At 69.7% G+C, this 14,688-nt stretch carries 11 protein-coding genes and 2 tRNA genes; 5 read left to right on the top strand and 8 right to left on the bottom strand.

Annotated features, from left to right (window positions below):
* Positions 1 to 345 precede the first annotated feature (345 nt).
* A complete protein-coding gene (locus RYJ27_RS05270; RefSeq protein WP_330171691.1) occupies positions 346 to 1,194 on the bottom strand; it encodes an endonuclease domain-containing protein in 849 nt (282 codons plus the stop codon).
* A 328-nt stretch (positions 1,195 to 1,522) separates the two neighbouring features.
* Between RYJ27_RS05270 and valS the strand changes: the two genes are divergently transcribed.
* The 3 genes from valS to RYJ27_RS05255 all read left to right on the top strand — a co-directional run bounded on the left by valS (position 1,523) and on the right by RYJ27_RS05255 (position 6,481).
* The gene (valS, locus tag RYJ27_RS05265) at positions 1,523 to 4,096 is read left to right on the top strand and encodes a valine--tRNA ligase (protein WP_330171690.1); all 2,574 of its coding nucleotides are present in this window, start codon (positions 1,523 to 1,525) and stop codon (positions 4,094 to 4,096) included.
* Between the two features lies 1 nt (position 4,097).
* Positions 4,098 to 4,340, top strand: a complete 243-nt coding sequence (locus RYJ27_RS05260; protein WP_330171689.1) for a hypothetical protein — start codon at positions 4,098 to 4,100, stop codon at positions 4,338 to 4,340.
* Positions 4,341 to 4,426: 86 nt separating this feature from the next.
* The gene (locus RYJ27_RS05255; protein ID WP_330171688.1) at positions 4,427 to 6,481 is read left to right on the top strand and encodes a M3 family metallopeptidase; all 2,055 of its coding nucleotides are present in this window, start codon (positions 4,427 to 4,429) and stop codon (positions 6,479 to 6,481) included.
* Between the two features lie 54 nt (positions 6,482 to 6,535).
* Here RYJ27_RS05255 and clpX read toward each other — a convergent pair whose 3' ends face one another.
* From clpX to RYJ27_RS05230, 5 genes are all read right to left on the bottom strand, one after another.
* Positions 6,536 to 7,804, bottom strand: a complete 1,269-nt coding sequence (gene clpX, locus RYJ27_RS05250; protein WP_330171687.1) for an ATP-dependent Clp protease ATP-binding subunit ClpX — start codon at positions 7,802 to 7,804, stop codon at positions 6,536 to 6,538.
* A gap of 109 nt (positions 7,805 to 7,913) precedes the next feature.
* Complete coding sequence (locus RYJ27_RS05245) at positions 7,914 to 8,585, bottom strand: ATP-dependent Clp protease proteolytic subunit (protein WP_330171686.1); 672 nt, start codon at positions 8,583 to 8,585, stop codon at positions 7,914 to 7,916.
* 32 nt (positions 8,586 to 8,617) lie between these two features.
* Positions 8,618 to 9,205 (bottom strand): ATP-dependent Clp protease proteolytic subunit, encoded by a 588-nt coding sequence (locus RYJ27_RS05240; RefSeq protein WP_330171685.1) that lies wholly within the window; start codon positions 9,203 to 9,205, stop codon positions 8,618 to 8,620.
* Positions 9,206 to 9,352: 147 nt separating this feature from the next.
* On the bottom strand, positions 9,353 to 10,795 hold the full coding sequence (gene tig / locus RYJ27_RS05235; RefSeq protein WP_330171684.1) for a trigger factor: 1,443 nt from the start codon (positions 10,793 to 10,795) through the stop codon (positions 9,353 to 9,355).
* 85 nt (positions 10,796 to 10,880) lie between these two features.
* Positions 10,881 to 10,954 (bottom strand) — tRNA-Pro (locus RYJ27_RS05230).
* Positions 10,955 to 11,196: 242 nt separating this feature from the next.
* On the opposite strand from RYJ27_RS05230, the gene RYJ27_RS05225 reads away from it, so the two are divergent.
* A tRNA-Gly gene (locus RYJ27_RS05225) sits at positions 11,197 to 11,267 on the top strand.
* 39 nt (positions 11,268 to 11,306) lie between these two features.
* On the opposite strand, the gene RYJ27_RS05220 is transcribed toward RYJ27_RS05225, so the two are convergent.
* Both RYJ27_RS05220 and RYJ27_RS05215 read right to left on the bottom strand, forming a co-directional pair.
* Entirely contained in the window at positions 11,307 to 11,843 is a 537-nt protein-coding gene (locus tag RYJ27_RS05220) for a gamma carbonic anhydrase family protein (RefSeq protein WP_330171683.1), read from the bottom strand.
* A gap of 10 nt (positions 11,844 to 11,853) precedes the next feature.
* Positions 11,854 to 14,007, bottom strand: a complete 2,154-nt coding sequence (locus RYJ27_RS05215; protein ID WP_330171682.1) for an acyltransferase family protein — start codon at positions 14,005 to 14,007, stop codon at positions 11,854 to 11,856.
* Positions 14,008 to 14,156: 149 nt separating this feature from the next.
* Between RYJ27_RS05215 and RYJ27_RS05210 the strand changes: the two genes are divergently transcribed.
* Complete coding sequence (locus tag RYJ27_RS05210) at positions 14,157 to 14,642, top strand: Dps family protein (RefSeq protein ID WP_330171681.1); 486 nt, start codon at positions 14,157 to 14,159, stop codon at positions 14,640 to 14,642.
* Positions 14,643 to 14,688: the final 46 nt, after the last annotated feature.

Raw genomic sequence — 14,688 nt, 5'->3', positions numbered from 1 at the left:
CTCCTGCGGGGACGATCCTCCTGGACCGCGGTACCACCCCGCTTGGATCCGGCATGCGGATCCCCCTCTGCTGCGGCTGTGACGGGCCTGACCCGTCCGGTTCTACTGGGCCGTGGGGCCGTTCTTCCGGAAGCTCCCCGGTGATGGCCGGATCTGTGCTGCTGCGACGATTGTAGCTGCCCGGCGCGGGACCGGATGCCGCGGCGGTCGCGCGCCCGGCTCCTCTGCCCGGGAGAGGTTCACTGCCGAGCAGAGGAGCCCCCGCCCGTCTGCGGCCCTCTGCTCGGCAATGCCCCTCTGCTCGGCGACGGACACCTCTGTTCGCGGGGTCGTGCCCCGGTGCGTCTACGCCCGGTGCAGCCCCTGCGCCACTGCGCGCATGAGGACGTCCTGCACCTCGTGCCAGTGCTCGAGCACCTGCCAGTACCCGACGCGGATGACGTGGTACCCGAGCAGCCTCAACGCGGCATCGTGGGCGTTGTCGATCTCGCGCTGGGCGCCGACATGGTGTCCCCCGTCGATCTGCAGGACCAGGCGGTCGCCGATCAACAGGTCGACCCGGTGCCCCGCAATCCAGGTCTGGCGTCGCAGAGGAAGCCGCATCCAGCGCAGGCGGGGCACGACGAAGGTCTCGACGCCGGAATCGGACCACGGGGATGCCGATGCCAGCACCTCCCGGGCGGCAGCGGGCAGCGGCATCCGCCCGAGTGCGAGCGGATCGACGAGTTGCCGTCGCAGCGCCGACTCCCACACGGCGAGCGCGGCCTCACGGGGCTGGCACTGGGCGACGAGGGCCAGGACGTTCTCGATGGGATCCTCGAGCTGCCCGGGCGGCCTGGGCACGACGGGACCGTTCCAGTGCACCATCGCCTGGGCGACGTCCACGGATCCGGCGTGCGCGGGTGCGGCCACATGCATCCGGTCGGAGCCGAGAACCCACAGACCGAGGCGCGCGGCCGCCGTCACGCACGTGAGCACGACGCCCTCGCGCGCAGCGGTCACGAGCTGTTCGTCCGCGTCGATCGAGGCCACCCAGACCCTGCGAACACGGACCAGCAGCCCGAGCGTCACGGCATCCGCCACCGCCCATTTGGGCGTGCCCGCCTCGATCAGTCGCGCGCTGCGCACGATGCCGCCCTGCGCCCGCACCTTCGCCGCCGCCGCTGCCGCCGCCCGCTCACGCGCTTCCGTCATGCACCGATGGTGGCCGAGACCCATCGGGGGCGACGCCTTCGGAGGCGCAACGGTGGACAGCCGACTATCCACAGGATACGCATCCGGCATCCATCTCCCCCTCGAGCCCGCACAGTCTCCTCTGCTCGGCAGAGGGGATCTGCTCGGCAGAGGGCCGAATCACGGCATCCCGCCCTCTGCTCGGCAATCACCCTCGGCCGGGCAGAGGACCACGCCCTCCGCAAGCCGCACCGGGCAGCGGATGCCGCGCCGCCCGGTAAACTGGCCCGCGAATCCCACACTCAGGCACGCACACACCGTGCCGCACATAGCGCGCAAGGAGTCCCCTATGGCCGAAATCCCCGACAAGCCCGCCCTCGAGGGACTCGAGAAGAAGTGGGATGCCGCGTGGAGCGCGAGGGGCACGTACCTCTTCGATCGCGCGAGCGCCGCGGCATCCGGGCGTCAGGGCGTCTTCAGCGTCGACACTCCCCCGCCCACCGCGAGCGGAAGCCTTCACATCGGGCACGTGTTCAGCTACACGCACACCGATGTCAAAGTTCGCTTCGAGCGCATGCGCGGCAAGACCGTGTTCTACCCCATGGGGTGGGACGACAACGGCCTGCCCACCGAGCGCCGCGTGCAGAACTACTACGGCGTGCGCTGCGACCCGACGCTGCCCTACGACCCCGACTTCGCTCCCCCGTTCGAGGGCGGCGACAACAAGAGCACGAAGGCCGCCGACCAACGACCCATCAGCCGCCGCAACTTCATCGAACTGTGCGAGAAGCTCACGGTCGAGGACGAGAAGCACTTCGAGGCGCTGTGGCGCGATCTCGGCCTGAGCGTCGACTGGACCCAGACGTACCGCACCATCAGCGACGACACGATCCGCACGAGCCAGCTCGCCTTCCTGCGCAACATCGAGCGCGGCGAGGCCTACCAGGCCCTCGCGCCGACGCTGTGGGACATCGATTTCCGCTCCGCGATCGCGCAGGCCGAGCTCGAGGACCGCGACCAGCCCGCCGCCTACCACCGCCTGGCGTTCCACAGGGCGGACGGCGCCGGCGACGTGCACATCGAGACGACGCGTCCCGAGCTGCTGGCCGCGTGCGTCGCCCTCGTCGCGCACCCCGACGACGAGCGCTACCAGCCCCTGTTCGGCACGACCGTGCGCACACCGCTCTTCGACGTCGAGGTCCCCGTGCTCGCGCACCCCCTCGCGCAGCAGGACAAGGGCTCCGGCATCGCCATGATCTGCACGTTCGGCGACGTCACCGACATCATCTGGTGGCGCGAGCTCGATCTCCCCAACCGCACGATCATCGGACAGGACGGCCGGGTCATCGCCGAAGCCCCCGACGTGCTGGCGACGGATGCCGCGAAGGCCGCCTACGCCGAGCTGGTGGGCAAGACGGTCTTCAGCGCCAAGAAGCGCATCGTGGAGCTGCTGGCCGAGTCGGGCGAGATGATCGGTGATCCCAAGCCGTTCACGCACGCCGTGAAGTTCTTCGAGAAGGGCGACCGCCCGCTGGAGATCGTCTCGACGCGGCAGTGGTACATCCGCAACGGCGCGCGCGACGAGCAGCTGCGCGAGCGCCTGATCGCGCTCGGCCGCGAGGTCTCGTGGCACCCCGACTTCATGCGGGTGCGGTACGAGAACTGGGTCGGCGGCCTCACGGGCGACTGGCTCGTCTCCCGTCAGCGCTTCTTCGGCGTGCCGATCCCGGTCTGGTACGCGCTCGACGACGACGGCGAGCGGGACTACTCCCGTGTGCTGACCCCGGATGCCTCGGCGCTGCCGATCGACCCGACGACGCACGTCCCCTCGGGCTACACCGAGGACCAGCGCGGCGTGCCCGGCGGGTTCGACGCCGAGACCGACGTCTTCGACACGTGGGCGACATCGAGCCTCACGCCCCAGCTGGCGGGCGGCTGGCAGCGCGACGAGGAGCTCTGGAACCTCGTGGCGCCGTTCGACCTGCGCCCGCAGGGGCAGGACATCATCCGCACGTGGCTGTTCTCGACGCTCCTGCGCAGCGCCCTCGAGGACGACCGGGCGCCGTGGACGGATGCCGCCATCAGCGGCTTCATCGTCGATCCCGACCGCAAGAAGATGTCCAAGTCCAAGGGCAATGTCGTGACGCCCGCCGACATCCTCGCGCAGCACGGGTCCGACGCGGTCCGGTACTGGGCGGCATCCAGTCGCCTGGGCACCGACGCGGCCTTCGATCCGCAGAACCCGACCCAGATCAAGATCGGCCGGCGCCTCGCGATCAAGGTGCTGAACGCGGCGAAGTTCGTGCTGACCTTCCCCGTACCGGCCGACGCGCAGATCACCGACGCCCTGGATGCCGCGATGCTCGCCACCCTCGACGACGTCGTGGCGCAGGCCACGAAGGCCCTCGACGCGTACGACCACGCCCGGGCGCTCGAGGTCACCGAGTCCTTCTTCTGGACGTTCTGCGACGACTACCTGGAGCTCGTGAAGGAGCGCGCCTACGACCCCTCCGACGCGGGTCAGGCATCCGCCGCGCTCGCGCTGCGGACGGCGCTCGACACGCTGCTGCGCCTGCTCTCCCCCGTGCTCGTCTTCGCGACCGAGGAGGCGTGGTCGTGGTTCCATGACGGCTCCGTGCACGGCGCGCCCTGGCCCACCCCGGGCGGGGCGCCGGGAGACCCCGCGATCCTGACGGCGGCGAGCGAGGCGCTCATCGCGATCCGGCGCGCCAAGACGGAGGCGAAGCTCTCCCAGAAGACGCCGGTGGATGCCTTGACCCTCGCCGCACCCGCGGCGACCCTCGACGCCCTGCGTCAGGTCGAGGGCGACCTCCGCGCGGTCGGCCGCATCGAGCGGCTCGAGCTCGCAGAGGCCGAGAGCACCCACGTCGCCGCGATCGAGTTCGCGGAGAGGGAGGACTGACATGCAGCTCGGAACCCGCTGGACCGCCGGTGCTCAGCCGCCCGCGGCCGTGCCGCGCACGCTGTGGGACACGATCGCGCAGGTCGAGACGCTCAGCCTGAACGCGGGCGACCCGCCGCCGCGCTGGACGCTCACCTGGCTCGAGGGGCGCCCGATCGCCGAGCTCGACACGGGCGTCATCGTGACGACGGACGCGAGCGGCGCCGCCGTCGTGCAGCACGACCCCGAGGACGACTTCGCCTGATCGCGGCGGCCGCTCGCCGGGCCGCGGCAGCCCTGGGCGGAAGGCCGGCACGCCGTGGCCCCAACGCCCGGCGATACGCTGACCGGGTGGCCGAGAACAGCAACCCCCTGCTCGCGAGATCCGCCCTTCCCTTCGGGCTGCCCGACTACGACGCGATCCTGCCCGAGCACTACCTCCCGGCATTCCGCGCGGCGTTCGCCGCTCATCGCGATGAGATCGCGACGATCACCGGCAACGCCGCCGCCCCGACCTTCGAGAACACGATGGAAGCGCTCGAGCGGTCGGGCGAGGCGCTGGACCGTGTCGCTCGCACGTTCTACACCGTCAGCTCCGCCGATGCGACTCCCGAGATACAGGCGATCGACGGGGAGCTCGCTCCCCTCATGTCCGCGCATCGGGACTCCGTGCAGCTGGATGCCGAGTTGTACGCGCGGGTGCGAGCCCTCGCCGAGCACGCCGACACCCTCGACCTCACGCCCGAGCAGCGTTACCTCATCGAGCGCCACCACCGCGAGATGACGCTCGCGGGAGCCGCCCTGGACCCGGCGAGCAAGGAACGGCTCACTGCCATCAACCAGCGACTCTCATCGCTGAAGACGACGTTCGAGAAGAACCTGCTCGCAGACACCAACGATCTCGCGGTCTTCTTCGACGACGCGCGCGAACTCGACGGCCTCTCCGACGCCGAGCTGTCCGCGGCGGGCCAGGCCGCGGCCGACCGCGGACAGCCGGGACGCTTCGCCGTCACGTTGACGCTCTTCACGGGGCATCCCTACCTTGCCGTGCTGACCGATCGCGAGAGCCGTCGACGCCTCATGGCCGCGTCCCGCGCACGCGGCATCCGCGGCGGGGCGGGCGACAACCGAGAGGTGCTGCTCGAGATCGTGCGCCTGCGCGCTCGGCGCGCGGCGATCCTCGGCTTTCCCAGCCACGCCGCTTACGTCACCGCCGACGAGACGGCAGGCAGCCCGGAGGCCGTGCACGACCTCCTTCGCCGGCTCGCGGCGCCCGCCGCCCGCAACGCCCGCCGTGAAGCCGAGAAGCTGCAGCGGATCATCGACGAGGGCGACGACCGCTTCGAGCTCGCCGCACACGACTGGGCGTTCTACACCGAGCAGGTCCGGATCGCCGAGTACGACATCGACACGAGCGCCATGCGGCCGTGGTTCGAGGCCGAACGGGTGCTTCAGGACGGGGTGTTCCGCGCGGCATCCGAGCTGTACGGTCTTCGCTTCGCCGAGCGTCACGACCTGCACGCGTACCACCCCGACGCCCGCGTCTACCAGGTCGATGAGGCCGACGGCACGCCGCTCGGCCTCTTCGTGCTCGACCGCTACACCCGCGACACCAAGCGCGGCGGGGCCTGGATGAACTCGATCGTCGCGCAGTCGGGCCTGCGCGGCGACGCTCCCGTCGTCGTCAACAACCTCAACGTCGCCAAGCCCGCCGGGGGCCTGCCCACTCTGCTGACGCTCGATCAGGTCACGACGCTGTTCCACGAGTTCGGGCACGCCCTGCACGGCCTCTTCGCGACCGTCACCTACCCGCACTTCGCCGGTACCAGCGTGTGCCGGGACTTCGTGGAGTTCCCGAGCCAGGTGAACGAGATGTGGATCCTGTGGCCCGAGATCCTCGCCTCTTACGCCCGTCACGTCGAGACGAACGAGCCCTTGCCCGAGGACCTCGTGGAGCGGCTCCGCGCGACCGGGAGCTTCAACCAGGGCTTCGCGACGAGCGAGTACCTCGCGGCGGCCTGGCTCGATCAGGCCTGGCACTCCCTCAGCGAGGCGGATGCCGCCGCCGTCACCTCCGTGGAGGAGTTCGAAGCCCGCGCCCTCGCCGATATCGGGCTCGACGACCCGGCCGTCCCGCCCCGCTACTCCTCCACGTACTTCGCCCACATCTTCTCGGGCGGTTACAGCGCCGGGTACTACTCCTACATCTGGAGCGAGGTGCTCGATGCGGACGCAGTCGAGTGGTTCCGTGAGAACGGCGGGCTCACCCGCACGGCCGGCGCTCGCTTCCGCACCCGGCTCCTCGCGGTCGGGGGCTCGAAGGACCCCCTCGAGGCGTACCGCGATTTCCGGGGCCGCGACGCCCGCATCGAGCCCCTGCTCCAGCGGCGCGGCCTCACCGGCTGAACGGCGCACGCGGCGGGATGCACCGGCCGGCGGCCGCTCGCATCCGGTCGCGGGTCAGGCGCTCTTCTTCGCCTGCTTGAGGACGAAGGTGGGCGCCGCGCCGTCCTCGACCGCGGCGCGGGTGACGACGACCTTCGCGATGTTCTCGGCGGACGGGATCTCGAACATGATCGGGCCGAGCACGTCCTCGAGGATGGCCCGGAGACCACGGGCGCCGGTCTTGCGCGCCACGGCGAGCTCCGCGATGGCCTCGAGCGCCTCCCGGTCGAACTCCAGATCGACGTCGTCGAGCTCGAACATGCGCTGGTATTGCTTGATGAGCGCGTTGCGCGGTTCGGTGAGGATCTCGATGAGGGCCTCCCGGTCGAGCGGCGCGACCGAGGCGACGATCGGCAGACGCCCGATGAACTCGGGGATGAGCCCGAACTTGTGCAGGTCCTCCGGCAGCACCTCGCTGAAGAGGTTCTGCACGTTGTCCTTGTCCTGCAACGGCGCCCCGAAGCCCACGCCGTGCTTGCCGACCCGCGAGGAGATGATCTCCTCGAGCCCTGCGAACGCGCCCGCCACGATGAACAGCACGTTCGTCGTGTCGATCTGGATGAACTCCTGATGGGGGTGCTTGCGCCCTCCCTGCGGTGGCACGGACGCGACGGTGCCCTCGAGGATCTTCAGCAGCGCCTGCTGGACACCCTCGCCCGAGACGTCGCGCGTGATCGAGGGGTTCTCCGCCTTGCGGGCGATCTTGTCGACCTCGTCGATGTAGATGATGCCGGTCTCGGCGCGCTTCGTGTCGAAGTCTGCGGCCTGCAGCAGCTTGAGAAGGATGTTCTCCACGTCTTCGCCGACATAGCCCGCCTCGGTCAGCGCCGTGGCGTCCGCGACCGCGAACGGCACGTTGAGGCGCTTCGCGAGCGTCTGCGCCAGGTAGGTCTTGCCGCAGCCGGTGGGGCCGAGCAGCAGGATGTTGCTCTTGGCGACCTCGACCTCTTCGGCGCGCTGCTCGGCGGGCTTGATCTCGCCGTGGGCCCGGACGCGCTTGTAGTGGTTGTAGACGGCCACCGACAGCGCGCGCTTGGCGTCTTCCTGGCCCACGACGTACTCGTCGAGGAAGGAGAAGATCTCGCGGGGCTTGGGTAGATCGAAATCGGAGACGACGCCCGAGCCGGACTCGGCCATGCGCTCCTCGATGATCTCGTTGCACAGCTCGACGCACTCGTCGCAGATGTAGACGCCGGGGCCGGCGATCAGCTGCACGACCTGCTTCTGGCTCTTTCCGCAGAACGAGCATTTGAACAGATCGGCGCTCTCTCCGATGCGTGCCATCCGGCCCTCCTCGTGCGTTGCCGCCTGGATGATGCTGTGTGTCGAGCCTAATAGGAAGCCCCGGCATCCGGTCGCATTGACGGATGCCGGGGCGAACCTGTGGAGAGGACTACTTCGTGATCGCCGCGGGCGTGCGCTTGCGGGTCGTGAGGACCTGGTCGACGAGGCCGTACTCGAGAGCCTCGGACGCGCCGAGGATCTTGTCGCGGTCGATGTCCTTGTTGACCTGCTCCTGCGAGCGGTTGGAATGCTTCGCCAGCGTCTCCTCGAGCCACGTGCGCATGCGCAGGATCTCCTGGGCCTGGATCTCGATGTCCGACGCCTGCCCGTGACCGGCCTGGCCCATGGCCGGCTGATGGATCAGGATGCGGGCGTTAGGCAGCGCGAGCCGCTTGCCGGGCGCACCGGCCGCGAGGAGCACCGCCGCGGCCGAGGCGGCCTGGCCGAGCACGACGGTCTGGATCTGCGGCGAGACGTACTGCATCGTGTCGTAGATCGCCGTCATCGCGGTGAACGAGCCACCCGGCGAGTTGATGTACATCACGATGTCGCGGTCGGGGTCCTGGCTCTCGAGCACGAGCAGCTGCGCCATGACGTCGTCGGCCGATGCGTCGTCGACCTGGACGCCCAGGAAGATGACCCGGTCCTCGAAGAGCTTGTTGTACGGGTCCTGACGCTTGTAGCCGTACGCGGTGCGCTCTTCGAACTGGGGCAGGATGTAGCGCGATCCAGGCATCTGCAGGGCCTGCGGCGAAGGGGTTCCGAAGGTGGGGGTGTGCATCGCTTTGTCGTCCTTGTCTCTCGCCTCGAACCTCACGCGGCCGTTCCGCCGCCGCCGGTGACGTCGACGGCGTGCTCGCGGATGTGGTCGACGAAGCCGTAGGCCAGCGCCTCGTCGGCGGTGAACCAGCGGTCGCGGTCGCCGTCCTCGTTGATCTGCTCCACGGTCTTGCCCGTCTGGGCCGCCGTGATCTCGGCGAGGCGGTTCTTCATCGAGACGATGAGCTGAGCCTGCGTCTGGATGTCGCTGGAGGTGCCACCGAAGCCTCCGTGGGGCTGGTGCAGCAGCACACGGGCGTTGGGCGTGATGTAGCGCTTGCCCTTCGTGCCGCTGGTCAGCAGCAGCTGGCCCATCGACGCCGCCATGCCGATGCCGACGGTGACGATGTCGTTCGGCACGAACTGCATCGTGTCGTAGATCGCCATGCCGGCCGTGATCGACCCGCCGGGCGAGTTGATGTACAGGTAGATGTCCTTCTGAGAGTCCTCGGCGGCGAGAAGCAGGATCTTGGCGCAGATCTCGTTCGCGTTCTCGTCGCGCACCTCCGAGCCCAGCCAGATGATGCGATCTCTCAGCAGTCGGTCGAAAACACTCGTGGCGACCAGGGGTTCCGCGGCCATTCTCACTCCATTCCGGTGGTGCGTCGTTATGACCCTACCGGCGGCATTTGCGCCGATCGGTCGTGTTCGCCGTGGGCAGATCGGCGGTGCGCCCGGGAACGATGACGGGGGCGGATGCCGCGGCATCCGCCCCCGTCGTCGTGCGCCTCACTCGGCGGTGTCAGCCTTCTTCTTCGCGGCCTTGCGGGTCTTCGGCTTCTCCTCGGCGGCGGCCTCCGACTCGGCGGGAGCGGCGTCTGCCTCGGCGTCGGTCGCCGAGTCCGCGATCTCCTGCGCCTCCTCGGCGACCTCTTCCTCGGCCTCGGGCTCGTCGTCGACGGCGACGAAGCCGGCCAGGTCGACCGCCTTGCCGTTCGTGTCGACGACCGTGACCTTGCCGAGCGCCACGGCGAGGGCCTTGTTGCGGGCGACCTCGCCGACGAGCGCGGGCAGTTGGCCGCCCTGCTGGATCGCCTGCATGAACTCCTGCGGGGCCATGCCGTACTGCGCGGCCGACTGGATGATGTACTGCGTCAGCTCGTCCTGCGAGACCTGGACATCGGCTTCTTCGGCGATCGCGTCGAGCAGCACCTGCGTGCGGAACTGCTTCTCGCTCGCCTCGGTCACCTCGGCGCGGTGCTCGTCGTCCTCGAGCCGGCCCTCGCCCTCGAGGTGGCTGTGCACCTCGTCCTCGACGAGCTTCGGCGGCACGGGGATGTCGAGCTGCTCGAGCAGCGTCTCGATGAGCTTGTCGCGCGCGGCGGAGCCCTGCGTGAAGACGGACTGCTGGCTGACGCGCTCGACGAGGCTCTCGCGGAGTTCGGCGATCGTGTCGAACTCGCTCGCGATCTGCGCGAAGTCGTCGTCGGCCTCGGGCAGCTCGCGCTCCTTGACGGCCTTGACGGTGACGGTCACCTCGGCCTCCTCGCCGGCGTGGTCGCCGCCGACGAGCTTGGAGCGGAAGGTGGTCTCCTCGCCCGCCGTGAGCGACTCGAGCGCCTCGTCGATGCCCTCGAGCAGCTCGCCGGAGCCGATCTCGTACGACACGCCGCCGGCGCGGTCGATCTCGGAGCCGTCGATCGTGGCGACGAGGTCGAGCTCGACGAAGTCGCCCGTCTTCGCGGGACGCTCGACGGTCACGAGGGTGCCGAAGCGGCCGCGCAGGCGCTCGAGCTCCTCCTCGACGGCGGCCTCGTCGACCTCGATCGCGTCGACGGTGAGGGTGATCCCCTCGAGCTCGGGAACCGTGATCTCGGGGCGCACGTCCACCTCGACGTCCACCAGCAGGTCGCCCGAGAAGTCCTTCTCGTTCGGCCACTCGATGATCTCGGCGGCCGGGCGGCCCACGACGCGCACGTTGTGCTCGGTCACGGCCTCGCGGTAGAAGGCGTCGAGGCCCTCGTTCACGGCGTGCTCGATGACGGCACCGCGCCCGATGCGCTGGTCGATGATCGGAGCGGGGACCTTGCCCTTGCGGAAGCCGGGCACCTGGACGTCCTGCGCGATGTGCTCGTAGGCGTGCGTGATGCTGGGCTTGAGCTCGTCGGGCGAGACCGTGATGCGCAGCTTCACGCGCGTGGGGCTGAGCTGCTCGACGGTGCTGTTCACCATGCTGGTTGTTCTCCTCGTGATGATCGCGCGCGCGAACGCGCGGCGGGTGAAGGTCTGTGCGTGAGGTCTGTTGGGGATCCGTGCGTCGGGGCGACAGGATTTGAACCTGCGGCCTCCCGCTCCCAAAGCGGGCGCTCTACCAAGCTGAGCTACGCCCCGGGCGGCGCCGTGCGTGAGCACGGGCACGAAACGGCCCCGTGAAGTCTAGCCGACGGGCGCCGTTCGCCCCATTCGGCGACGTATGCACGACCGGGCGGCGTCCGACGCCGACGATCCGGCCCTCGTCGAGGGCATGCCCCAGACTCCGTTAGACTGATGGGTGCCGCGGCTTCCGCGCGCGGATCCACACACGCGGATCCACACAACTGAACACTCACATCCGGCGGACACCCGCCGAATGCGGGGCTGTAGCTTAGTGGTAAAGCCTTAGTCTTCCAAACTAATGATGCGGGTTCGATTCCCGTCAGCCCCTCCGTCTTTTCACTGCCTGCCGACTTCGCCACGGCCGCCCTCAGCCGAGCGCGGCGGCGTGCGTGGCGGAATGGGCGCGGTAGATCTCGGCGTTGCGCAGGATGCTCGCCCGCTCCTCGCCCGTCAGCTCGCGGCGCACCTTCGCGGGCACGCCCGCGACGAGCGAGCCCGACGGGATGACGGAGCCCTCGAGCACCACCGCTCCCCCGGCGATGAGGCAGCCCTCGCCCACGACGGCGCCCGACAGCACGACGCTGCCCATCCCGATCAGCGAACCGTCGCCGATCGTGCAGCCGTGCACGACCGCGTTGTGGCCGACCGACACGTTCTCGCCGATCACGACGGGATGCGCGGCATCCACGTGCACCGAGACGTTGTCCTGCAGGTTGCTGCCCGCCCCGATCGTGATGGCGGCGGAGTCGGCGCGCAGGACGGCGTTGTACCAGGCGCTGGATCCCTCCGACATCTCCACCGCGCCGACGATGCGGGCGCCGGGGGCGACGAAGGCGGCGGGATCGAGCGCCGGCGCGGCGCCTCCGGGCAGGGCGAGGATCGTGGCGTCCGGGGCGATGGTCATGCCCCCGACCCTATTGCGTGAGGCTGCCGTCGCGTCCCATCGCCCCGCGCAGCGCGGCCGCGTACGAGGGCGCGAGCGTGTCGGCGAAGGTCACCGTGAGGTGGTCCTCGTCCCGGTAGACGTTCGCGCCGCCCACGACGGGCGAGCACTGCGCGTCGTCGCAGTACACGTCCGTGAAATCCAGCAGGGTCACCCCGGACATTCCCTCCGCGGCATCCCGCACCGGGTCGTTCTCGGACAGCACGGCATCCCGCGCGCCTGCGCAGGCGTCGATCCCGCGCGTGCGCAGGCACTTGTTGGGGTCGTTCTCCCACACGGGGTTGTCCACGACGGTCACGACGGGGATGCCGCGGTCGATCGCTCCCCGCCAGGCATCGCGGTACCCGGCCACCGCGGCGTCGTGCGCGCTGTCGAAACCGGCGGACGAATACGGGGTCGTCGACAGCGCCGCGGTGAAGATGACGTCGGGATCGCGCTCCTCGAGCACCTCGGCGGCGTTCTGCCGCCACCGGTCGCACGCGGCTCCGAAGGCGCCGGGCGTCACGAGAGACGTCGTCGACCACGGGCACGCCCCCTTGAACAGCGTGGTCAGGCGCCACCCGTTCTCGACGGCGATGCTCTCGAACGTCGACAGCAGCTGGAAGGCGTGGCTGTCGCCGATCAGCACCACCTCGGGCGCCTCGGGGTCGTCGACGCCGAACTCGCACGTCACCGGCCGGGTGTCGTTGAGCTGCACGAAGCACTGCTCGTCCGAGGGGCGATCGGCGGCGGCGAACCCCGGCGCGGGGAGGACCTGGTCGCCGAAGTCGACCGTCGCGCACGCGGGGTCGAGCACGCTCGCCGCGCCGAAGCACTCCGGCGGGTTCTCCCGGGTCTGCTCGATCGCCTGCACGCCCGTCCGATAGGCGGGGGCGTTCACGGCCCAGGCGCCCGCCGCCACCGCCGCCACGACGACCATCGCGACGAGCGACGACCAGAGCGTCACCCGCGGACGACGCGACGTGAGCACCTTCCAGGAGCGTGCCGGGTCCTCGACGAAGCGCTTGGTGAGCCAGGCGAGGACGAAGCAGAGCGCCAGCAGGGCGACGCGGTGGTAGATGGAGAGCCCCCAGAACGGCACCGAGGGAGCGATGACGATGAGCGGCCAGTGCCAGAGGTAGAGGCTGTAGGAGATGTCGCCGACGAACCGCGCGGGACGGAGGGAGAGCACCCGGGTGGGGTACCACCACCGATCGGCGTTGGACGCGGCGATGACGGCCGCCGCCCCGAGCGTCGGGATCGCCGCCATGTATCCGGGGAAGGGCGTCTGGGCGTCGAAGGTGAACGCGGTGAACACCAGCGCGGCTATCCCCGCCCACCCGAGGAGGAAACTGCCCACCGCGTGACGGATCTGCAGCATCGGGACCAGTGCGATGAGGGCGCCGACGCCGAACTGCCACATGCGACCGAACGTGACGAAGTAGGCCGGCGCGGGGTCGGTGATGGTGAAGATGACGTTGAAGACGAAGGATGCCGCGGTCACGGCGACGATCGCCACGAGCACCGCCCTGCGGCGCGCCCCGCGGAACCTCGTCACGCCGATCCACGCAGCCGCCAGCAGGATGAGGGGCCACAGCACGTAGAACTGCTCTTCCAGCGAGAGCGACCAGTAGTGCTGCACGGTCGTGGGCTCGCCGGTGTCGGCGAGGTAGTCGGCGGAGTTCAGCGCGAGGAACCAGTTCTCGACGTAGAACGTGGAGGCGAGGATCTCGCGGATCTCGGTGGGCAGCGACGACAGCGGGAACAGATAGGGGGTGCCCACGACCAGGGCGCAGAACAGCAGCACCAAAAGGGATGCCGGCAGCAGCCGGCGCGCACGTCGCGCCCAGAACTGCGCGAGTCGCACGCCGCCGGTGGCCTCCAGCTCCCGCATCAGGTGCCCTGTGATCAGGAATCCGGAGATGACGAAGAAGACGTCGACGCCGACGTATCCGCCCGAGAGGCGGCCGGGCCAGAAGTGGTAGAGCACGACGAGGAGGACGGCGATGGCGCGCAGGCCCTGAACGTGAGGGAGGAACCGCGACGGCTCGGCGTGCTCGGGGGACCTTCCGCTCGGCTCGCGGGTCACCGTGCGAGACGGTGAGCGCAGGTTCTGGGGGCCGAGTTCATGATCAGCGGAGGGCACCAGACGACGCTACCGGCTGCGCCCGCGGACCCTCGCATTTGCCCGTGTTTCTGCGCCGGTTAGCCGAGCCTTCACTTGCTTGCGGAATGTCTCGGACTGAGTACCGTTGGATTCACTGAGCCGCGAGACCCGCGGCGAAAGGGGATGTCATGAGCAACGCAGAGACCGTTTCCACCACCGCCGTCGACCCTTCGGTCGCCGCCGCCTCCGCCCAGTTCCTCTCCCCCGTGGCCCTCGGCCTGCAGGCCCTCGTCGTGAACGGCAAGCAGGCCCACTGGCACGTGCGGGGAGCCAACTTCATCGGTGTCCACGAGTTCCTCGATGTGCTCGTCGAGCACGCGGGAGACTGGGCCGACACCGCCGCCGAGCGGATCGTGGCACTGGGCCTACCGATCGACGCCCGCGTCGCCACCATCGCGTCGAAGGTCGCACCCACCGCGGTTCCCGCCGGCTTCACCCGGTCCGACGAAATCGTCCTCGCCGTGATCGCCGACATCGACGCTGTGCTCGCCGACCTGGAGGCGGCCATCGAGGGCCTCGACGAGGTCGACCTCACCAGCCAGGACGTGGCCATCGAGATCAAGCGCGGTCTCGAGAAGGACCGCTGGTTCCTGTTCGCCCACGTCAGCGCGTAGCCGCCCGCGACCTCGAGGCCCCCGACACCGCTCCGCGGTCCGGGGG

Source organism: Microbacterium limosum (assembly GCF_036324365.1).
GTDB lineage: Bacteria > Actinomycetota > Actinomycetes > Actinomycetales > Microbacteriaceae > Microbacterium > Microbacterium limosum.
This window is presented reverse-complemented; position numbering and strand designations above follow the sequence as displayed.